Consider the following 21745-nt stretch of genomic DNA (forward strand, 5'->3'; position numbering starts at 1 on the left):
AACAATCAGACACCTTCTAATAAAAGCACATACCCCGGCTCGAAAAAAGGAGATATAAAAAAGGAAGCAAGTGAGCAAGACTAATTCTAAGTAGTCTCTTCAACAATTGCTTCCTTTGTCTTATATTTAATTACAAATATCGACCTGTCACCGATTGCGTATTTTCTCTAATCGTACTTGGTGTACCTTCAGCGATGATTTGCCCACCCTTTACTCCACCTTCAGGTCCTAAATCAATGACCCAATCACTTGCATGAATCATACGAATATTATGCTCCACCATAATAATGGAGTTACCTTTTTCGATTAATCGATTAAATAACTCGATCAAATATTGGATGTCATAAGGATGTAAACCCGTGGAGGGCTCATCTAAAAGGAATAACGTCTTTTGTTTAGTTTTCTTCATCAGAGAAGTCGATAGCTTCAAGCGTTGGCCCTCTCCACCTGACAATGTTGTTAATGACTGCCCCAACTTCAAATATCCTAATCCGATATCGGCTAATAACTGGAGGACCTTTTCGATTTTGGCTTCATCTTTAAAAACAGCTAAAGCTTCTTCAACAGAACACTCGAGACAATCATTAATGTTGTAACCTTGATAGGTGATCGCCAGGATATTTTCTTTAAAACGTTTCCCTCTACACGTTGGGCAGACAACTTCCATATCATTAAAAAACAACATATTACTCATCACATATCCAAGACCTTCACATGTCTCACAACGACCGCCGTTCGTATTAAATGAGAAATGCTTCGCTGTCAGCCCTTGTTCTTTACTGCTTGCAAGCTTCGCAAAAACATTACGAATATCTGTAAACACATTCGTATACGTTGCAATATTGGAACGTTTCATTTTCGTAATACTCGTTTGATTAATAATAATAACCTCTTCAAACTGTTCAAGACCCGTGACATGATCCATTTGCTCTCCGACAACATCAAAAATAAGCGAGGATTTTCCTGAACCCGACACACCCGTAACACTCACTAGTGTCTCGGTTGGAATATCAACCGTTACTGAGTTCAAATTATGTCGTGTCGCTTCTTGAACGTGAATACTTGTTCCTCCATGAGAACGAACCTTTCCTTTTAGTTGACTTCGGTTTGATACGTATTCTTTAATAAGGGATCGTTCATTTTCCATTAAATCCTCTAAAGAACCCGTTCCAATTAATTCTCCACCGAAGCGACCTGCTTTAGGGCCAATTTCAATTAAGTAATCCGCTTCTCGCATCACATCCGTATTATGCTCAATCACAAGAACCGTGTTACCCTTATCTCTCAGTTCTTTCATTATTTTAATAATACCTTCTGTATCTTTGGCGTGAAGGCTCGCTGTTGGTTCATCGATAATGTAGACAACATCGGTTAAATCTGAATCGAGGATAGCCGCTAGACGAATACGTTGACTTTCCCCACCAGATAAAGTGTTGGTTGCTCTTTCTAGTGTGAGATAGCCAAGGCCAAGCTTTTTAATCCTTTTAAGCTTTGTTTCAATATCCCGCATATAAACCTCAACAACAGCCCATTCTTCTTCGCTTAAATGCTGACGACAATCTTGAACCCAAGCATATAACTGATCTAAATCTAACATGGAAATTTCTGTAATAGAGTGGTTGAGAACCAAGACTTGACGACTAGCCTCTTTCAATTTCGTGCCATGACAATCCGAACACGTATCACGATAGAAAAAGATATCTTCCTTGCCCATATCACCATTTTTTTCTTGATATTTAAACCAAAGATTTGTCATGACACCTTGGAATTTACCAGCACTAACCGTTTTAGGCTCTTTTTTGTCGGTAAGGGCTTGTACCTCTACACTGCTTGTCCCAAATTTTAGTAATGCCCACTGTAACTCGTTAAAATCCTTAAGTGCTGTCTCTGCTTCTATCGGTACTCCATAATAGTCAAGCGTACGTTTTATATTTTCGAGCTGATAGTCGAGGTATTGACCAACCCAAGGGGTAACGGCCCCTTGTTCAATGGACAAGTTCTTATCAAATAGAACGGTTTCGTCAATTTGGATGACTTCACCAATCCCTTTACACGTCGAGCAAGCCCCTTCCATTTTATTATAAGAAAAGTGACTTCTCGTCAGCTTTTTGTATGAATGATCACAATGAGGGCATATCTGAAACACAGTAAAAATACCATCTACAGTTTCAGTCACTTCGATGGCATGAATAGGATTCACTTTCTTTTCACAATGGGGACATGCACGAATACCTAACTTCTCATAAATCATCCGTAGACTTGTATACATCGCCGTTTTTGTTCCAACCGTTGACCGTGGGTTAGACGAGGTCTCTTGCTGTCTCAAACTAATAGCAGGAGAAGCTCCACTTATGTGTGCTACCTTTGGTTTTTCAATTCCCTGCATACCCATTGCCTCTAAATACTGTCGTTGCGATTCATTAAATAGAATATCATGGGCAAGTGTTGATTTACCAGAACCAGAAACACCTGTTATCACCGTCAGCTTCCGTTTAGGTATTTTCACACTTACTTCCTGCAAATTATGCTCATTCGCATGCTCAATATGTATCCACTCTGCCATCTCAAAACCCTCCTTCTTTTCTTGGGAAAAGTATTATACCTTTTAGAATAGGAAGATGCAAGCTGATTTTTGAACGAACATACAGTGAGGAACTCTTTCTTTGACAAAAATAAATGAATAAAGTGATGGAGCCCATTAAAGAGTTTCACCACCGGTGCTACACTTGATAAAGATATAAAATTCCATTGTGGAACGACTATTTTAATGACCATCGCCACCAACACAAAACAAAACTGAGAACGGAAAAGTAAATACTAAGAAGTTAAAATCATTCATAAAAAATGTTAGCCCGTAAAAAGGTGTGATGAGAAATAGAATCGATGGAATTAACCATGATAAATCAACAGAGCCTGGAATAAATGCAAATTCAGACAATAAAAGCCCAGCCTCTACGGACTGAACTCCTTTAACCTGACTCACCCTTATGTTTTACACATAAAGGTCGAACATATTCACTTCATAACCTAGCTGTTTCAAGTAATTAAAAAATTGACCGCGGTGATGGAAAAAGTGGGACACCTCTTCAATTAGCCAATGTGCTTGAGTTTCACCTTCATCTAAGTAAAATGGGGTTGTCTTTTTTGTTAAGAAATCCTCTTCTGATAGTGATAGCATAAACGACTTATACGTTTGAAAGCCTTCTTTCATTGCTAGAATCAACTCATCAGCTGTTTCAAGACGGTCATATTTTCGTTCCAATTCCTTTATATACGCTTCGTCCTTCTCTTGGAAGATATGCAAATCTACCTCTGGTATCGCGACAATATGTTTCACTAATTCTTGCAAGTTCCGCATATTTTCAGCAGGCTGATAAGTCCAATCCTTATCTTCTACCTTCTTTAGCAAACCTTCCATCGAACGAATTCCAACTTCGATCTCATCCAACAACTTTATTCTTAAAAGTTCTGTTACATTCATCACATACACCCTCCCACCTAAGATTACATTCATCCTAACACTCAATCGTGACATATTCTGTCAACATTAAAAAAGGTAAGTCCACCTAATGATAAAGAACGTCCATTTTTTTTATTTTGTCTTTCATATAAATAATGGCCTCCTGTGGCTCAATAATCTTGGCCCCAGAACCAAAATTCCAAATAAGATCAACAAAATAAGTAAGCTCAGAGCGAGGGATTTCTAATTGTAGAAAACCTGTCCCATCCTCTCTCCTCTCTACATGCCGATCCAAATCTACTTCTGACATCGCACGCCTAACCCCTTCTTTTGTTAACTCTACTAAAAAATGAATAGGGCCTGTCGAACACGCTTCAGAATACAAAAGCCAATCCATAATAGAAGAATAAGGGAGCGATTGTTTTTCCTCATCAGTTCCAGCAGCTTTCTTAATACGGTCAGCCCGAAATAGCCTCACCTCTTGACGCAAGAAACAATAGGCAGGACAATACCAAAATCCATTGTGACTATACAAGCCAATCGGTTGGATGACTCTCTCCCCTACACCGCTTTGGCTATCATATTCAATCTTCAAAGCACTTTGATCGACAGCCGCATGAACAATTAACTCTAAATAATTAGCTGACTGAACACGGCTTGGATGCCAAAAAACAACGCGATCCTTCATGGAATCGATTCGCTTTTTGGCCTCTTGAGGTAAATACTGATAGAGCTTCTTTAAGACATAACTCGTTTCCGTTTCAAAAGGCAACGACCCGATAAATTGTAATGATTGAAAAGCAAAATAAAGGGCAACTGCTTCACTTTCTTTTAAAACAACGGGCGGGAGCATCCTTTCATTCAAGACAAAATAGCCCCCATCCGCACCAACCTCCGAATAAAGCGGAACACCCAATGCACTTAGTTCATCCAAATCTCGTAGAATCGTCCGGTAAGATACCCCAAATTCCTCCGCTAACTCCCTCGCCTTAAATTTACGCTTTGCGTTCACAGTCATCATTAATTCGATTAATCGCTGTGTTTTGGACATAGCTTTTCCTCCATAGAGTTAGTTATAATCATAATACCATCCATAGATTAGCTTGGATTATATTTGTTCTCTTCGAACCTATACCTACATATTCCTGCAAAAAAAAGAGCATTCTCTCATTCAGAATACCCCAAACTCATAATGATTATTGAACTCTACCGATTAGTTACTTCCATTCGTTCCTATCATAAACCTGTACATGCGGGCAACGTTTTTCTAATTCACTTAAAAACTTCCATTTATCATCCGGTAAAAATGAAATACTTTTGCGTGAGCTAGAACCCTACAATCATGACGTCTGAATAAGCCCTGTCTTCGCCCCACAGATGCCACATCCATTTTTGCCCTTCTAAGGAAGGCATATCGGCACCGATTACGGCGGATTTATGTTCATTTCCAACCATGCCTCTATTAAGCTTAATTGCCTTTTTCCCCCAGTAAATTTGTTTAAAATCATCTTCCTTCACAACACTTGTGATTTCTTCAGGAACTTCTATCTTGGCATTAGCATCCTCAGCACGACAACCAATAACGAATAAAAAACACAATATTACGATAATTATTCTCACATGAGTAAACATCATAGCCCTCCTTTTATATATAGAGACAAGTGAATCATCAAAGGGTTACATATGTGTTTATTTATTAAGTGATTAGAAGTTACACGAGTGTACAGCTTTATTATAGCAGCTGGGGTTCCGACTATTGTTCATACATTAGTACCTTTTTTATGGAACAAATAATTCCTAATCTAGCTCCACACGTTCTTTTAAGCTTTAGGGGTTAAGATAAGCCAGAATATTTACGTGCCTATTCTTTCCTTTCATCTATTGAGTGTGGAATTTGCTGTTCAGCTTGCACTTTATGCTTATAATCGATATACCCTTGGTCGAATTTAGGATTAATATTCTCAAATTTACTCATAAGTTGACCCCACTTTTTATATTGATAAGTAAAGATCTCATTTCTTACAGCAGGATCGTTTTGTATGAAATCGAGCAAATCCTCTTCATCTTTGACATCAATTAATATCGCACCTCCTGAAAAGTCTTCAAAAGGGCCTGCAAATATAACATCTCCTTGCTCAAAGCGCTTCTGTACATAAACAGCATGCTCAGGCATATGGGGTTGATCAGGTAGCCTTACATGCTCCAACCAGTTAACCCCTCTACTAAAAAGTATTAAATAGCGCATCGAATTCCTCCTCGAAATTAAGTTTGTGAAATTAATCACAAAATAAGTTTACGTGTAACCTCTAAACATGTCAATGATGTTAGTCACTCTGATAACTTGATTTAACCTCAAATTCATCTACTGACCCTGCTTAGATTAACTATATTAATTAAAATGGAATTTATTTCTTTATAGCAGAAGGTACACTTGTTCATGTCAATCCAAGCGTACCTTCTTCGATAGAGCAGAAATTATTTCCAAAAAGGTGAAAGCTCACTCTTTAATAAGCACGAGCAAACCAAACTGTATGTTTTGATTCCCCGCCGCAATGTAGGCAGGTCTTCTTCACTGTTGGTGGGTGAAAGGGAATATTTCTTGTCGTGAACTTTGTCTTTTCTTTTACTTGTTCTTCACATGAATTGTCTCCACACCATCCTGCTAGAATCCATCCCGGAATAGCCTCGTCTATTTCAGACTCTTGAAGATGTTGTGTAAGCTCCTCCAACGTGTTGATATGTGTATGTGAATGGTTCGCACGAAAACGTTTTGCTTTTTCAAAAAGACGATGTTGCATGACCTCAAGCTCTTGAATTACGTTTTGTGCGACCCCCTCTAAGGAGACAGGTTTTTTCTCGGTTTCATCACGGAATTTAAGGATAGCTTCTTGATTTTCTAAATCACGCGGTCCAAGCTCAATTCGGATAGGTACACCCTTCAACTCCCACTCGTTAAATTTATAACCAGGGGATTGATTAGAATCATCTAATCGTACTCGAATACCCTTCGCTTTCAATTCTGCATATACCTCTTCTAATTTTTCTATAATTGCAGGATTCTTCTTCCAAGGTCCAACTGGAATGAGCACGACTTGGGTCGGAGCGATTTTCGGTGGTAAAACTAACCCTTGCTCATCACCATGAACCATAATAACCGAACCAATTAAACGCGTTGAAGTTCCCCATGATGTCGTATGCACATACGTATGTTTGTTTTCTTTATTTAGATATTTAATATCAAAAGCTTCTGCGAATTTAGTGCCTAGATAGTGAGAGGTTCCTGCTTGCACCGCTTTTCCATCCTTCATCATAGCTTCTATGGAATAGGTGTGAACAGCACCGGCAAAACGTTCTAACGGTGTTTTTTGTCCATCATAAACAGGAATAGCCAATAATCCTTCCACCACTTCTTTATAAATCGTCAGCATTTGCATCGTTTCCGTTCGAGCTCCCTCTTCATCATCATGAGCCGTATGGCCTTCTTGCCATAAAAACTCGGATGTCCGAATGAAAGGCAATGTTTTCTTTTCCCAACGAAACACATTCGCCCATTGATTAATAAGAACAGGTAAGTCTCGGTAGCTTTTGATCCAATTAGAATACAGATGGCCAATCATCGTTTCTGAGGTTGGACGTAATGCTAGCCGCTCCTCCAATGATTCACCGGCCGCTTCCGTCACCCACGGTAATTCAGGAGAGAACCCCTCAATATGGTCCTTTTCCTTTTGAAAAAATGACTCGGGGATGAGCATCGGAAAATACGCATTGCGATGTCCCGTCTCTTTAAATCGCTTGTCCATTTCAGTTTGGATATGCTCCCAAATTTCATAACCATCTGGCTTAAAAGCGATACAACCTCGAACAGGCGTGTAATCCATTAGATCAGCCTTTTGGATCGTCTCAATATACCATTTTGAAAAATCATTGGAATTGCTTGACATAACTTTCCCTCCCGAAAAATTAGTAAAAATACAAAATCCACATGGCGAAAAGATTCACTTCGCCAACAACAACCATGAAAGTACGGTTTAGTTCTTTAATAGTGGCTTTTCATTCATTTGATTTCGTTCTTTCTAAATTAATGAATGTTGTAAGAATGTTTTTGAACTTGAGAATTAGTAGTAACCCAGCGGACGAAAATATGCGGAGACTCCCGCGGGACGTAGTGGCAGAGCTGAGATCCAGCGGCGTAGCCGATTAGCTCAGCGCCACCCCGCAGGACGCGGAGCATAATTTTTGGTAGCGTCGAGTAGAACTCCACATTCCAGCATTAGTACACTTCATAAAAAAAGCGTAAAAACATCCAATTAAGGACGTCTTTACGCGAATAGACGTGGTACCACCTTCGTTCAACTTAATCAAGCTGATTAAGTCCTCAAGCGTTAATAACGAAACGACTCGGTTAGCCTTTTGGCTAACATCTCCGTGGTAGGCTTCAACAAGAAGTGGTGATATAGCTCTCAGCCTTGGCTATATTTTCTGTTTCACAATTCTCATTTACTTGATCACATCTTCGATTTTAATTTTTATCACTATATCAGTTTCTTTTACTTTTTTCAATAATGAAAATACTATTCCAAGTATAACCTGATACCAAAAAAATAATCACTATCCTGCACGACCATTACTCATAACCCTTCATTCTTTTAATTTTATCATAGTAGGGCTATAATAATTTTTATTATTACATTGAATGAAATCATAACTACTTTCAGACTTTCTGTATGTAACCATTGGGGGTATTCCATGACCAAAAAGCAACGTTATGCTAACTTAGATCAAATAGACAACACGAAATCCTTTCAAGATTTTCGTCGTTGGCAAAAGGAACGCAGAAGTAAGAAAAAAGATCTTAGCACTCACATTGAGCAATCTCCGTATAAAGAAAGTTTGCGTCTAAAGGAGAACCGTTCCGCTCCTTCCATCACATGGATCGGACATTCCACCTTTTTGATTCAGCTAAATGGCTTAAATCTATTAACCGACCCCGTTTGGGCTCATCGTATGGGCTTTCAAAAACGGCTGACAGAACCAGGCATGCCGCTCTCGGATTTACCTGAAATCGATATCGTCTTAATTTCACATGGACATTATGACCATCTCGATTTCCCTACCATTAAGAAGCTAAAAGGAAATCCGACCTTTTATGTCCCGATTGGATTAGGTCGTGCATTTAAAAAGCGCGGCTATCAAAAGGTCATTGAAGCTAATTGGTATGATTCATTGGAACAGGGAAATCTGAAGCTTTCTTTTGTACCAGCTCAGCATTGGACGAAGCGTTCACTGACCGATACAAATAGCTCTCACTGGGGTGGCTGGATGATTGAAAACAAACAGCAATCTATTTATTTTGTCGGTGATACCGGTTACTTTCGGGGCTTTCAAGATATTGCTGAGAAATTTAAGATCGATATCGTCTTAATGCCGATAGGAGCTTATGAGCCTGAATGGTTTATGAAAGACAGCCACATTAACCCCGAAGATGCCGTGAAAGCTTTTCTTGAATTAAATGGAGCGACCTTCATCCCGATGCATTACGGCACGTACCGTTTGGCAGATGATACCGGACCTGAGGCTCTTGCAAGGCTTGAGGCTGAATGGAAAAAAAGAGAGTTACCTTCATCCCATCTAAAAAAGATGCTGATTGGTGAAAGTTATTGGCTTTGAATATCCCTTGGAAAGTACAGAGTGCTGACTTTCTTTATTCGGATTTTTGCCTTTTCCGCAAAATCTTCTCCATTGCTTTACCTTTCGCTAACTCATCAATGAGTTTGTCCATGTAGCGTATCTCCTTCATGAGAGGCTCTTCTATTTCTTCAATTCGTACACCACAAATCACACCTTTAATTAGTCACGGGAAGGGTTAGGTGAGGAGCATTAGCAAAAAAACTTTCAAAGTTTGTCTTTTTTTCAATAATGCTCTTCTAGCTCTACCTGGTTAAGGCCCGTTAACCAACGAATAATTTCATCGACTTCTTTCTCTGCCTTCGTCACATAATGCGGATACACACTGGCAAAACTCATCGATGATCAGTCAGTGGGCACAGATAAGAAAATCGCTCTCAGTTAATAATAAGAACCGTTAAATAACAGAGCTATTAAAGGTAAGTAATTCTAATCAAGCTTCTTAGTGAGAAAATCATCAATAATACTATTTAGCTTCAAGGCTGCCTTCGTTGGAATTTGATGTTTTTCCTTTTCTAAAAACATCAATTTATTATTAACCAGTTTTTTATGTAGAATATTAGCATATCGGTGAAAAAATTTATCCTTTGCCCCATAGACTAACAAAACAGCTAAATCAATTTTGTGAAGTCGACTCGTACAATTATATTCAAGGCTATACTGGTAATACTGTTGTATATTCTTTTCATTTCCAAGGATAGACTCTTTATGAAGCCTTTTATACGTCTCTTGTTTATCAGAATTTCCCCATGTAATAGCCATTGACAATAAAGGAAATGCTTTTACTTCTATCAGCTTAATGGCTAAAGAAATCCTTTGCTTTAAATAGAAATCCTTCACTTCAGACATACCACTAATTACAATACCGCCAAGTGCTCGATTCGCATTAGTCAACAAATATTCCAATACAATCGTTCCTCCCGTTGAATATCCACAAATAAAGGCTTTATCTATCCTTAAATGATCCAAAAGTGATAGAATATCTCCAACAATTAATGGGTATGTAATAGATTCTTTTGAATACGCACTTCTACCGTGTCCTCTAATATCAAATGTGATCACTTTATAATTGAAGGACAATTCATTGATTTGATAATCAAAATTAGCACTAGCAAGTAATGGTGGGTGGATAAAAACAAGCGGAATCCCCTCCCCCTTAACTGAATAATACAATCTTGAACCATTTACATCTAAAAAAGCCATCCTACTAATCACCTTTAATAAATGGTTCTATAATATTTGTTGGGGTTAATGAAAAATTTGAGCACGAGAAAACACGTACCCATAAAGATCTACTATACTTGAGTTGTTGAGAAACAAGATGTAGGAGGTACGTGTTTATATGAATTCTAACATGGAAATGCCGGGTTTAAAAGAGAATGTCATTGTGAAAGCGATGGAAGAAAAAGGTGGGCAGGTTCATCTACATATTGAGATGGAACGAGCTGTACAAATATGCCCATGTTGCCAAGCACGAACATCAAAGGTGCATGACTACCGCATGAGAAATTAAGCACTTAAAGCTATTTGAGCGCTTTACGATTCTTTTTTACCGTCACCGTCGTTACGTTTGTACAGCGTGTGGAAAGAGATTTTCTGAAGAGACGCCTGTTGTGGAGCGATATCAACGAGTATCGGTTGAATGGGAACAAGCTGTGCGAGTGAAAAGTATAAAAGCCGCGACTTTTAAAGAAACAGGAGAAGTATTGGGTACTTCTTCTACGACGGTGATGCGTCGTTTTGATCGGTTGGCGAAGTCGGAAATAAAGCCAATTGAGCGTTTACCTAAGGTTATCGCAATGGATGAATATAAAGGTGATACTCGAGAGGGAAAATTTCAACTCATCATCGCTGACGGAGAAACGAGAGAGCCTCTTGAAATCTTACCGAATCGTAGTAAAAAGACAGTGAAGCGGTATTTACAAAAGCATGGTCAAGATGTAGAGATCGTCATTATGGACATGAGCCCAACCTTTAAGGCAGCTGTTCAGCAAGCATTAGATCAGCCGTTGATCGTAGCAGACCGGTTTCATTTCACTAGATATGTGAATTGGGCCGTTGATAAAGTGAGAAGACGCGAACAGCAGCAGTTCACAGAATATGACCGTAAAAAGTGTAAAAGAATGCGGCATGTCATGCATAAAGCCCATGAAACATTAACAGAGCAGGAAAGTTGGTATTTAAACCGGTACCTGAACTTATCAGCGGATTTAAGAAACGTATATGAATTAAAAGAGAGCTATCAGAGATGGTTTAAAAACGCCAAAAAAATAGGGTCATCGAATATCAGGCAAGTGAAAGTGGAACTGGATTCTTTTTATCGTCAGGTAGAAGAAATAGGTATTCCTGAAATGAAACGCACGAAAAAGACATTCGAGAACTGGGAAACGGAAATACTAAATAGCTTTGTCTTTAACTATTCCAATGGCTTTCTCGAAGGCATTAATAACCTAACAAAGGTAATGAAACGAAATGCGTTTGGGTATCAACGGTTTGATCGCTTTAGAGCCAGAATTTTATTAAGACATCAATATAAAAAAATCGGAAAGCACGTTGGATAAGAAAGTAAGAATGTTCCAGGGGGCCATGGCCCCCTGGAACATTCCAACAACTCTACTCTTAATATTATGGGTCATCACTTTACCCCAACAATTGACTTAGAGCCTAATAAATTTATCATTAGTAGTATGCAACTTACGATACAACATAATTCAATGTACGCAACTTCTATTTTGATGTGTACCTCAAAGTTTACGCTCATTGATCAGATAATAAATTCCATCTTTATTGTCACTACCTACGTCCCTATTAAATTTAATTAAACGTTCAATTAGTTACCTGCTCAAAGTGCAACCATTGAGCCTTTAGCAAAAAAAGATCTCAATCACTGATGATGAGTGAACTTATCTTTCCCTAAGAGGCCTTTTGTTACGCATAGAGGTCCAACTTATTCACATCATAACCAAGCCGATCAAAACTGTCATCTTGACTACGTGCTCATTTCTCCAAATAATCAATCAGCTTATCTAAATCTTTTGCACAAGCTTTTTTAAAATTCCCTGCCAACATTTTACCGAAAAATCTAGCTAATCCAGTAAGTCCATTAATCTCCCCTTCCAAGACGATCCCTGTATATGTAGGATCATCAAACGAACGAAGCGTGTAGGTAAAAATAAATAACCCTTTACCTGTTGTTCCTTTTGTACCATCACAACGAAGCATGATTTTACTCGGTTCATTTAATTGAACAACCTCAAAATGTTCAGTAGCCTCTTTTCCAAAAATCTTTCTTGTTTCCTCCCACTGGCTTCCTACAATCATAGCACCCTCATCCAAACGTTGTATTCTCACCAATCCTTGCATCCAGTCCTTGGCAAGATCAAGGTCCAACAAGCCTTTATAAATATCACGTTTGGCTACCTGAGCTGTTCTTCGCACTTCAAAACGTATACTCAAGCTTACCCCCCCTTACATTCATAAGCTACTTCTTTTTTTGACGAAATAAATCCATGGTTTTATATCCTTGAGATAATATATCGACCATTTGTGCTTGGCGCTTCTCACGCGTTTTTTGTTGTTTAGCTGAAAAGACGTATCGAGCCCAATCCTTTTGATATCCTGGTGTTAGCTGTAGATAGAAGTGAAGTTCATTTGGATAAGCTGCTAAAACCACTTCTATATCTTTCACCTTATCTTCATAGTCTGCTACACACTGACTGGCAGCAGTGGACTTTTTAGTTTTATATTTCTCTCGCTTTAATCCAACTACAGTAAATACATCATCCATACTTACCATCCGTGCAAATTTTATGTCACTGTTTTCTACAAAACCATCTTCGCCAACTTTTAAAGCAGGGAAAATTTCATCTCGGTGTACAAAGGTTTCATATCTTTTGTTTCCCTTTTTTGGATACGCAAAAAATAAATAACCCTTTTCAAGTAATGGTTGCTCCCTTATGATATATGTTGTATGTTCCACCATCTCTTCTATTGTTTCTACAAAAATAAAAATCGCATCATGCTCTCTAGATATCGTCGTCTTAAACCCATCAAATAAATCATAATCATCTGGTTGATGGAGAACAGCGATGTTTGAGTATTTATCTAAATTTAGTTTATTGATAATTGTCATCATAATTTTCCTTTCTTTTACCAATAGTACGTATAGCATGAATTTCATCGTTTATAGCACAGTTGAGGGAATATGTATTCACCTGGTGCTTCCGTCACCCAAGGCAATTCAGGAGCGATTCACTTTGTCGGTGAAACAGGTTATTTCCGTGGCTTTCAAGACATCGCAAAGAAATTTAAGATCGATATCGTCTTAATGCCCATTGGTGCTTATGAGCCTAAATGGTTTATGAAGGACAGTCACATTAACCCCGAAGACGCCGTGAAAGCTTTTTTAGAATTAGAAGGAACAACCTTCATCCCGATGCATTACGGAACCTACCGTTTGGCCGATGATACCGGACCAGAAGCACTGGCACGACTCAATACTGAATAGAAAAAGAGTGATTTACCTTCTTCTCAACTAAAAAAGATGTTCATTGGTGAGACTGCTAAGCCCTTGTACCATATTCATTATTCTTACTTCCGCAAAATCTTCTCCATCTTCTTACCCTTAGCTAACTCATCAATGAGTTTGTCCATATAACGAAGCTCCTTCATGAGTGGATCTTCAATTTCTTCAATACGCACACCACAAATCACACCTTTAATTAAATCACGTGAAGGGTTTAGGTTAGGTGCTTCGGAAAAAAAGTCCTCGAAGTTGGTCTTTTTTTCAATATGCTCCTCGATCTCTTGTTGACTGAAACCTGTTAACCAACGAATAATTTCATCGACTTCTTCTTTTGTCCGGTTCTTCTTCTCTGCCTTTGTCACATAATGCGGATACACACTAGCAAAACTCATCGTATAAATGCGGTGTTTTTTCATCTTATAACCTCGCTCTTATTTTTTTCCATTGTATCATTTTAGATTTATACAGAGAAGAACAATGCAGATATTGATGAAGTTGCCAATTATAAAAGAACAAATAAAAGGCTAGTAGTATTGTTTCCCTTGATCAAACATCCCGTTCATGGAAGAACAGGCTTATACGTAGTGGATAATTATGACGAGGCAGGATCCCTACAACATAGCACTGCCTTTTACCCAGCGATAAGTGTGAATTGATATTTAATCGGTTTTATATAAGTATTGACTTATATAAAAACCTCCTTATATAATACACACGGAGAGGTGATGTCAATGAAGCAAAATTTGAATATACAAGAATTGTCTGCCTATCTAAAAGTGGTGAGTGATCCTACACGCTTTTTAATCCTTAAACTTTTAGATAGAAATACGTATTGCGTTTGTGAATTGGTAGAAATGCTTGCTATGAGTCAGCCAGCCATCAGTCAGCATTTACGAAAGCTAAAAGATGCACAGCTCATACTCGAAGAAAAAAGAGAGCAATGGCGTTATTTTACTTTGAACAAAAACGCTTCATTTTCCCCTATAATCGAAGAGCTTTTAAAGCTAACAGACGAAGAAGATGAGCGGTTAAAACAAGCTTTAGATAAAGAGGGCGTTGCTAAGTGTTGAGGAGGAAAAGGAAATGACATCTGTGCTTATAGCTTCTATCATTTTTATTGTTACATTAGTATTTGTCATATGGCAGCCTAAAAACCTGAATATCGGTTGGTCTGCCTGTGGTGGTGCCTTACTTGCTCTATTACTAGGCGTTGTTAGTTTTAGTGATGTTATGGAGGTAACAAGTATTGTATGGAATGCTACCTTAACCTTTATTGCGGTTATTATTATCTCGTTAATTTTAGATGAAATTGGCTTTTTTGAATGGTCTGCCTTACATATGGCACGCATTTCAAAAGGTAATGCTGTTCTCATGTTCATCTATGTTTGTTTGCTCGGTTCAATCGTTGCTGCCTTTTTCGCCAATGACGGGGCCGCTTTAATTTTGACACCGATTGTACTAGCGATGGTTCGTTCATTGAATTTTAATGAAAAAATGGTATTTCCCTTTATCATTGCAAGTGGCTTTATTGCAGATACAACTTCATTGCCACTTATTGTGAGTAATTTAGTAAATATCGTCTCGGCCGATTATTTTGGAATTGGTTTTATTGAATATGCAACACGAATGATTGTCCCGAACTTTTTCGCACTTATCTCTAGTATCCTTGTCCTTCTTCTTTATTTTAGAAAAAGAATTCCGAAACGATATGACTATTCTCAACTTCAAGAACCCGCTCTTGCTATAAAAGACGAGAAAATGTTTCGTATTTCTTGGGCTGTGTTAGCCCTACTCTTTGTTGGCTATTTAGTAAGTGAATTCTTTCATATCCCGGTTTCTCTAGTGGCTGGTTCGATTGCTCTTATTTTCTTATTGATTTCAAGACAGAGTAAAGCGGTTGAAAGCAGAACTGTTTTAAAAGAAGCACCATGGAACATCGTCTTTTTCTCGATTGGTATGTATGTAGTCGTCTATGGATTAAGAAATGTCGGCTTAACAGATCTATTAGCGGATGTCATTCAAGTCGTAGCTGATCAAGGACTGTTTCTAACGACGATGGGTATGGGATTTATCGCAGCAATATTATCTTCAGTTATGAATAATATGCCCACTGTACTTATTAATGCCATTGCGATTGCTGGTACGGATACGACTGGATTAACAAAAGAAGCCCTCATTTATGCCAATGTCATAGGTGCTGATCTAGGTCCAAAAATTACACCTATCGGTTCACTTGCCACCTTATTATGGTTGCATGTTTTGTCGAAAAAAGGGGTAAAAATTTCCTGGGGGACATACTTTAAAACAGGGATTGTCATTACCATTCCTGTTCTCTTTATCACATTACTTGGATTGTATGTATGGTTATTATTAATTTATTAAGGGAGCGTATCATAAATGAAAAAGAAAACGATTTACTTTTTATGTACAGGAAACTCATGCCGTAGCCAAATGGCTGAAGGCTTTGCCAAGCATTACTTAGCGAATGATTGGCATGTATTTAGTGCAGGAATTGAAGCACATGGATTGAACCCAAATGCCGTAAAAGCCATGAAGGAAATAGATATCGATATTAGTAAACAAACTTCAGATATCATTGATACAGAAATCCTCCATCAAGCCGACTTGGTTGTTACATTATGTGGAGATGCGGCAGATAAATGTCCAGTAACACCACCACATGTGAAACGTGAGCATTGGGGATTCGATGATCCGGCAAAAGCAGAAGGAACTGAAGAAGAGAAATGGTTATTTTTCCAACGTGTACGTGACGAGATCAAGCAGCGAATCAAACAATTTGCAGAAACTGGTCAGTAATAGCTGGGCGACATTTACGAATTCGTTAATGTTATCTAATTTGCTTGACCACTTCTTACCAGAGCATGAAGCTTATGAAAGGGAAAGGGCCTAAACAGACGAATCTCATCGGCTGCTTCGGGCCTTTCTAATTTCTATATAAAGCCAACAGTCAACAAACTTCGAGCAACTGCAAAAGTTTCTTTTCCCCTTATTTAATTTTAATACGGTTTAAATTGACCTTTCAGCTTTTCTTTATACTTCTCAAGCTTACTTATCTTCTTAAACGTCACTAATGAACAGAGTGCAACAATAATAAGGAGCCATTCATGTGCCTCTCCACGATTATCAATAATACGATTATTCATTTTAACACCTCCCTCCTCAATGCAGATATTCGTCTTGCTTATTGCTTGCTTAGTTATCTTATCTACCATATCATAGTCCATCTTTTCATAACAAACGATGGTTTTGGCATACGAAGTCAAAATACTTTTACCACTATGTCCTATTTTCATATTGACATTCACCGAGACCTCGAATATGATATGGAATAATTACACAAAAGCAATGAAGAGAAAAAGTAAAATGATCAGGTTTTTCACCAGAGAGCTTCGGTAGCTGAGAAGAAGCAAAAATCACTCATTTGAACAATGGTCTCTGAGCTTCGTACTGAACATACTTAGGTATAAGTAGGCTGCGACGGGATTTGGCATCCGTTATTCATGTCACAGTATAAGAGTAAGCTATTCATACTCCGTACTTGTTGAGACAAATAGTGTGAGCTATTTGTATAGTAAGGTGGTACCGTGTGGTTTTATGAACCTCGCCCTTAACGTTAATCGTTAGGGCGAGGTTTTTTGTTTGATATTTTGATGATCTTAAGGAGGGTTTTGGATGAGTATTTTTATCGGTGGTGCATGGGCCTATGCAAATGGTTCCTTGCATTTAGGTCATATTTCCAGCTTATTACCAGGGGATATTTTAGCCAGGTATTATCGTTTAAAAGGTGATCCTGTTTTATATGTATCTGGCAGTGATTGTAACGGAACACCTATCACTGTTCGAGCTAGACAAGAGAATGTGTCACCCAAAGAAATTGCCGATCGGTTTCATGAAGAATTTACGGATTGCTTTCAACGATTAGGGTTTTCTTATGATATGTATACAAGGACAGATAGTGCATTTCACCACACGCTCGTCCAAGAGATTTTTCTAGAATTACTTGAAAAGGGCTTCATCTACAAAAAAGAAGTGGAACAAACGTACTGTAATCAGTGTGAACAGTTTTTACCCGATCGTTATGTGGAGGGCATCTGTCCTAATTGTCATGAATCTGCAAGGGGGGACCAGTGCGATCATTGCTCCTCGATATTGGAACCACTCGATCTGCTAGAAAGGACATGCAAGCTTTGTTCGGAAGAACCGACAACACGTAAAACGGAGCATTTTTACTTTTCGTTAAGTTCCTTTCAAGGTCTATTAGAGACCTATACGGGCCAAGCAAAGTCCAAACAGCTTTGGAGAGAAAATGCGATTTCCCTTACACAGCGCTACTTAAAAGAAGGCTTACTAGATAGAGCTGTTTCGCGTGATTTACCGATTGGCGTTCCGGTTCCTATTTCCGATTATGAAAAGAAGAAGATTTATGTCTGGATCGAGGCCGTTTCAGGTTATTACACAGCTAGTAAACACTGGGCAGAAAAAACAGGTCATGACGACTCCGAATTTTGGAACTCTAAGACAAAATCTTATTATGTTCACGGCAAAGATAACATCCCTTTCCACTCGATCATCTGGCCGACGATTTTGTCAGGGCTTGGTCATGAAGCATTACCGACACATATTGTATCGAATGAATATTTGACCTTAGAAAAGAAAAAGCTTTCAACAAGTAAAAATTGGGCTGTGTGGGTTCCTGATATTCTAGAAAGATATGAACCCGATTCGATTCGGTATTTCCTAACCGTTAACGCACCTGAAAGCCGAGATGCTGACTTCTCTTGGAAGGAGTTCATCTATAGCCATAATAGTGAATTGTTAGGGGCATACGGCAATTTCGTCAATCGCACCTTGAAATTTATTGAAAAGTCCTTTGATGGTGTGATACCTAATCAAGATGTTAACCCCTTACCCCAAGAAAAAGTGGCTCTTTTATACACGGAAGTCGCTCATTGTATTGAAACAACTTCCTTCAAGCAAGGTTTGGAGAAAGTCTTTGAGCTCGTTCGATATGCCAATAAATACTTTGATGAGCAACAACCATGGTTACAAGTTAAAGAAAATAAACAAGCTTGCCAACAAACCCTGACAGACTGTGTTTACTTAATTGCCAATACAGCTCAAATTTTAGCACCCTTTCTACCGTTTTCAAGCGATAAAGTGAAAGCCATGCTTAACATCACAAGCTCAGAATGGAAGCCCTTATTGGTTACTTCACAAACCTTATCAAATGTTGAACCATTGTTTGAGCGAATTGATATCTACAAAATTCAAGAAGAGCTCGAAAGACTACAGCACCAAGCAATCCAATAAACATACAAAACACACATGGGTAGCTCTTTATTACTTCATTCAATTTGGTTTTTATTATTGATTAGCGGCACTTTATTCAATACCAAAAACCTCTGAATCCCAAGATTTAATCTAGGCAAATTCAGAGGTTCTATGATAATCAAGCAACATCGCCATTGGCACTTAAACAAGACCACTTAATTAACTTTAGCTAATCTCACCACATGAAAACTATGCTTCGGTAAAACGGCTTCTAAAAATCCTGCGTCTAACTTAGCATTACCTCCTGTTCGAGGGGTAACCTCATTTGGTGCATCTTCCGTATTAATTGCTTTCAGATCATGATGATACAACACAGTATGATCGGTAATCTGATAGCCTTCAAATTGACGTAAGTCAGTCGAGATATGCATCTCCTCTTCTAAATCCTTATTTAAAGCAAAAACCGTCAGCGATTCATGCTCTTCGTTAAACACCATAACCGAATCCAAGTATGGGGCATCACCGTGTTTCGACTCATATCTAGGTACCGCAACTTCCGTCCATAACACCGTACCTCGCCCGTAACGGCTAATCAGCTCAAAGGGATAATAAATCGTTTGTTTCCATGCCCCTGTTTTTGATGTCATGATAGGAGCTATGACATTCACTAGCTGGGCTAAGCAAGCCACCTTCACCCTATCTGCATGTTTGATTAATGTCATCATCATCCCAGCCACTAATAAAGCATCTTCAAAATTATAAATATCCTCTAATTGTGGTGGGTGCTGAGTCCATGGTTGAATTTGCTTATCCTGCTCATTGGAATGATACCAAACATTCCATTCATCAAATGACAGATGAATCGTTTTATGACTCCGTTTCTTCGCTTTTACTGCATCACAAATCGATATCACTTTTTGTATAAATTCATCCATTGCTACGGTGCTTGCAAGAAAATCGCCTGTTTGATTATCTCGATTACCGTAATATTGATGCAAGGATAAATAATCGACTTGGTCGTAACACTCCATTAACACGGTATCTTCCCAAGCGCCAAATGTCGGCATTGTTAACGCTGAACTGCCACAAGCGACGGTTTCAATACTTGGATCGACCTTTTTCATCACTCTCCCTGCCTCCGCAGCAAGTCTACCGTATTCATAGGCTGTTTTATGCCCCTCTTGCCAAGGACCGTCCATTTCATTTCCTAAACACCACGTCTTAATATGATGAGGCTCTTCCCAACCATGCTTTCTCCTTAAATCACTGTAATAACTCCCACCTTGTATATTGCAGTATTCCACGATATTTTTCGCTGCCTCAATCCCTCGGTTTCCTAAGTTAACCGCCATCATACATTCGGTATCTGCCTTTTTGGTCCAGTCAATAAATTCATTAAGGCCAAACTGGTTGGACTCAATGACACTCCATGCGAGATCAATTTTGCTCGGTCTAGCATCTTTAGGTCCCACGCTATCTTCCCAACGATACCCCGAGACAAAATTCCCGCCAGGATAACGAATAATAGGAACATCTAATTGTTTGATCAACTTGATGACATCTTCTCTAAAACCATGTTCATCCGCAAAAGGGCTCGTCGGTTCATAAATCCCCTCATAAACAGCACGACCTAAATGCTCAATAAAAGAGCCATAAAGCCTATCGTCTACTTCACCAACCTGAAAATGTTTATTTACATGTAAAACAGCCTTCTTCAACAAAAACACCCTCCCTCTCGTCCCATCTTTTCTTTAGCATAATCGAATCAGATTCATGAAAGAATATCGTTTTCTCCGATATCCTTGACACTTTTTCCACTCTTGCTATACTCGAAATAAGAGGGGGATATGCCATTGTTTCTTGCAGATTATTGTGATTATAGTTGCTATGAAAGAGATCAACAACGGATTTACAGACCCAATGGCTTAGGCATGTTTTTATTCCTTCGCTTTTATACACCTATGCGGATTACTCTTAACGACCAGATAGAATTTTCGCAACCTAATGCTTGTTTGCTTTATACACCCGAATGCCCGCAAGATTATCGGGCCATTGGCTCTTTTCAAAATAGCTATATTCATTTTCAAGAAACAACAAACATACTCAATCAATATGATTTACCGACAAATCAAATTATTTATCCTCAAGACTTGAAATCTATCGACAACCTTCTTCGGCAAATACAGTTTGAATTTCTTTCTACGTCCAAATTAAAAGAAGAAATGATCGATGCCTTATTAAGACAGCTCTTTACAGAATGCTCCAGGCAATTAGACCCACCACATGATGACAAAGAATTGGTAGACTTATATCCAGCCTTTCGCAAATTACGTCTATCCCTATTAACCCAATGCGAAAGAAATTGGACCACATTGGAGCTATGTCGGTATGTACACTTAGAGAAGAGCCAATTGTACGCGTACTACAAGCGTTTTTTCCATATATCACCGAAGACTGACCTATTAAATGCTCGAATCAATAAGGCGAAGCAAATGTTAGTGAACCAAGCCATTACGATTGCACATATCGCTGAAAATTGCGGCTTTTCCAGTGCAAGCCATTTCTCCCGAACATTCAAAAGCCATACCGGATTATCGCCAAAAGACTACCGTGAAAATAAAATAAAATAAAAAGGTGAAACAGCAAACGACCATGTCCTACTAAAAACTAAAACCTTCTACTTCAAGACCGTTCTTATCATCATCAAAAAGAGGCTGGGACAAAACCCACCTCTGAATTGAAAAAGCCGGTGAAATTTTACAACGAGTAAAATTTCACCGGCT

19 protein-coding genes, 3 pseudogenes and 2 other annotated features are annotated in these 21745 nt (G+C 38.6%); of the genes and pseudogenes, 8 read left to right on the plus strand and 14 right to left on the minus strand.

Features of this window, described 5'->3' with window-relative positions:
* Positions 1-130: 130 nt before the first annotated feature.
* From PQ479_RS20775 to proS, 7 genes are all read right to left on the minus strand, one after another.
* Positions 131-2563, minus strand: coding sequence for an ATP-binding cassette domain-containing protein (locus PQ479_RS20775; RefSeq protein ID WP_047988105.1), 2433 nt, complete (start codon positions 2561-2563; stop codon positions 131-133).
* Positions 2564-2764: 201 nt separating this feature from the next.
* The gene (locus tag PQ479_RS20780) at positions 2765-2983 is read right to left on the minus strand and encodes a hypothetical protein (RefSeq protein ID WP_273717193.1); all 219 of its coding nucleotides are present in this window, start codon (positions 2981-2983) and stop codon (positions 2765-2767) included.
* A 9-nt stretch (positions 2984-2992) separates the two neighbouring features.
* Positions 2993-3481, minus strand: coding sequence for a DinB family protein (locus tag PQ479_RS20785; RefSeq protein WP_047988104.1), 489 nt, complete (start codon positions 3479-3481; stop codon positions 2993-2995).
* Between the two features lie 85 nt (positions 3482-3566).
* Positions 3567-4511, minus strand: a complete 945-nt coding sequence (locus PQ479_RS20790) for a helix-turn-helix transcriptional regulator (RefSeq protein ID WP_047988103.1) — start codon at positions 4509-4511, stop codon at positions 3567-3569.
* Positions 4512-4786: 275 nt separating this feature from the next.
* Positions 4787-5092: a hypothetical protein gene (locus tag PQ479_RS20795; RefSeq protein WP_047988244.1), complete on the minus strand. Its 306-nt coding sequence runs from the start codon at positions 5090-5092 to the stop codon at positions 4787-4789.
* A gap of 229 nt (positions 5093-5321) precedes the next feature.
* Complete coding sequence (locus PQ479_RS20800; RefSeq protein WP_047988102.1) at positions 5322-5705, minus strand: YciI family protein; 384 nt, start codon at positions 5703-5705, stop codon at positions 5322-5324.
* Between the two features lie 259 nt (positions 5706-5964).
* Entirely contained in the window at positions 5965-7401 is a 1437-nt protein-coding gene (proS, locus tag PQ479_RS20805; protein WP_047988101.1) for a proline--tRNA ligase, read from the minus strand.
* Between the two features lie 365 nt (positions 7402-7766).
* Positions 7767-7983: a binding site (T-box leader), on the minus strand.
* A 223-nt stretch (positions 7984-8206) separates the two neighbouring features.
* Here proS and PQ479_RS20810 point away from each other — a divergent pair.
* Positions 8207-9127: an MBL fold metallo-hydrolase gene (locus tag PQ479_RS20810; RefSeq protein WP_047988100.1), complete on the plus strand. Its 921-nt coding sequence runs from the start codon at positions 8207-8209 to the stop codon at positions 9125-9127.
* A 34-nt stretch (positions 9128-9161) separates the two neighbouring features.
* Here PQ479_RS20810 and PQ479_RS20815 read toward each other — a convergent pair.
* Together PQ479_RS20815 and PQ479_RS20820 are read right to left on the minus strand one after the other, a co-directional pair.
* A pseudogene (locus PQ479_RS20815) lies at positions 9162-9484 on the minus strand (DUF2200 domain-containing protein).
* Positions 9485-9574: 90 nt separating this feature from the next.
* Positions 9575-10348, minus strand: coding sequence for an alpha/beta fold hydrolase (locus PQ479_RS20820; RefSeq protein WP_047988099.1), 774 nt, complete (start codon positions 10346-10348; stop codon positions 9575-9577).
* 139 nt (positions 10349-10487) lie between these two features.
* Between PQ479_RS20820 and PQ479_RS20825 the strand changes: the two are divergent.
* Positions 10488-11706, plus strand: a pseudogene (locus PQ479_RS20825) (ISL3 family transposase).
* 436 nt (positions 11707-12142) lie between these two features.
* Here PQ479_RS20825 and PQ479_RS20830 read toward each other — a convergent pair.
* Together PQ479_RS20830 and PQ479_RS20835 are read right to left on the minus strand one after the other, a co-directional pair.
* Complete coding sequence (locus tag PQ479_RS20830) at positions 12143-12601, minus strand: SRPBCC family protein (RefSeq protein ID WP_047988098.1); 459 nt, start codon at positions 12599-12601, stop codon at positions 12143-12145.
* 25 nt (positions 12602-12626) lie between these two features.
* Positions 12627-13277 carry a YdeI/OmpD-associated family protein gene (locus tag PQ479_RS20835; protein ID WP_047988243.1) on the minus strand — a complete coding sequence of 217 codons (651 nt, stop codon included), beginning with the start codon at positions 13275-13277 and terminating at the stop codon, positions 12627-12629.
* Between the two features lie 84 nt (positions 13278-13361).
* Between PQ479_RS20835 and PQ479_RS20840 the strand changes: the two are divergent.
* Positions 13362-13649: pseudogene (locus PQ479_RS20840) on the plus strand (MBL fold metallo-hydrolase); the annotation flags it as partial.
* A gap of 86 nt (positions 13650-13735) precedes the next feature.
* Here the strand turns inward: PQ479_RS20840 and PQ479_RS20845 are convergent.
* The gene (locus tag PQ479_RS20845) at positions 13736-14086 is read right to left on the minus strand and encodes a DUF2200 domain-containing protein (RefSeq protein ID WP_047988097.1); all 351 of its coding nucleotides are present in this window, start codon (positions 14084-14086) and stop codon (positions 13736-13738) included.
* 315 nt (positions 14087-14401) lie between these two features.
* On the opposite strand from PQ479_RS20845, the gene PQ479_RS20850 reads away from it, so the two are divergent.
* From PQ479_RS20850 to arsC, 3 genes are read left to right on the plus strand one after another with little or no spacing between them, the layout of a single operon-like run.
* The gene (locus tag PQ479_RS20850) at positions 14402-14740 is read left to right on the plus strand and encodes an ArsR/SmtB family transcription factor (RefSeq protein WP_273717194.1); all 339 of its coding nucleotides are present in this window, start codon (positions 14402-14404) and stop codon (positions 14738-14740) included.
* A gap of 13 nt (positions 14741-14753) precedes the next feature.
* A complete protein-coding gene (locus tag PQ479_RS20855; RefSeq protein ID WP_047988095.1) occupies positions 14754-16052 on the plus strand; it encodes an arsenic transporter in 1299 nt (432 codons plus the stop codon).
* A gap of 15 nt (positions 16053-16067) precedes the next feature.
* Positions 16068-16487, plus strand: coding sequence for an arsenate reductase (thioredoxin) (arsC, locus tag PQ479_RS20860; protein WP_047988094.1), 420 nt, complete (start codon positions 16068-16070; stop codon positions 16485-16487).
* Positions 16488-16687: 200 nt separating this feature from the next.
* Here arsC and PQ479_RS20865 read toward each other — a convergent pair whose 3' ends face one another.
* Entirely contained in the window at positions 16688-16834 is a 147-nt protein-coding gene (locus PQ479_RS20865) for a hypothetical protein (RefSeq protein WP_273717195.1), read from the minus strand.
* Positions 16835-17027: 193 nt separating this feature from the next.
* Positions 17028-17303 (plus strand) — a binding site (T-box leader).
* Positions 17304-17363: 60 nt separating this feature from the next.
* On the opposite strand from PQ479_RS20865, the gene metG reads away from it, so the two are divergent.
* Complete coding sequence (gene metG / locus PQ479_RS20870; RefSeq protein ID WP_047988092.1) at positions 17364-19001, plus strand: methionine--tRNA ligase; 1638 nt, start codon at positions 17364-17366, stop codon at positions 18999-19001.
* A gap of 176 nt (positions 19002-19177) precedes the next feature.
* Here the strand turns inward: metG and arfA are convergent, their stop codons facing one another.
* On the minus strand, positions 19178-20680 hold the full coding sequence (gene arfA, locus PQ479_RS20875; RefSeq protein WP_047988241.1) for an arabinosylfuranosidase ArfA: 1503 nt from the start codon (positions 20678-20680) through the stop codon (positions 19178-19180).
* A gap of 135 nt (positions 20681-20815) precedes the next feature.
* Between arfA and PQ479_RS20880 the strand changes: the two genes are divergently transcribed.
* Positions 20816-21592 (plus strand): helix-turn-helix transcriptional regulator, encoded by a 777-nt coding sequence (locus PQ479_RS20880; protein ID WP_053070334.1) that lies wholly within the window; start codon positions 20816-20818, stop codon positions 21590-21592.
* The last annotated feature ends 153 nt before the right edge of the window (positions 21593-21745 follow it).

Origin of the sequence: Alkalihalobacillus pseudalcaliphilus (assembly GCF_028610675.1) — a bacterium.
GTDB lineage: Bacteria > Bacillota > Bacilli > Bacillales > Bacillaceae_D > Alkalihalobacillus > Alkalihalobacillus pseudalcaliphilus.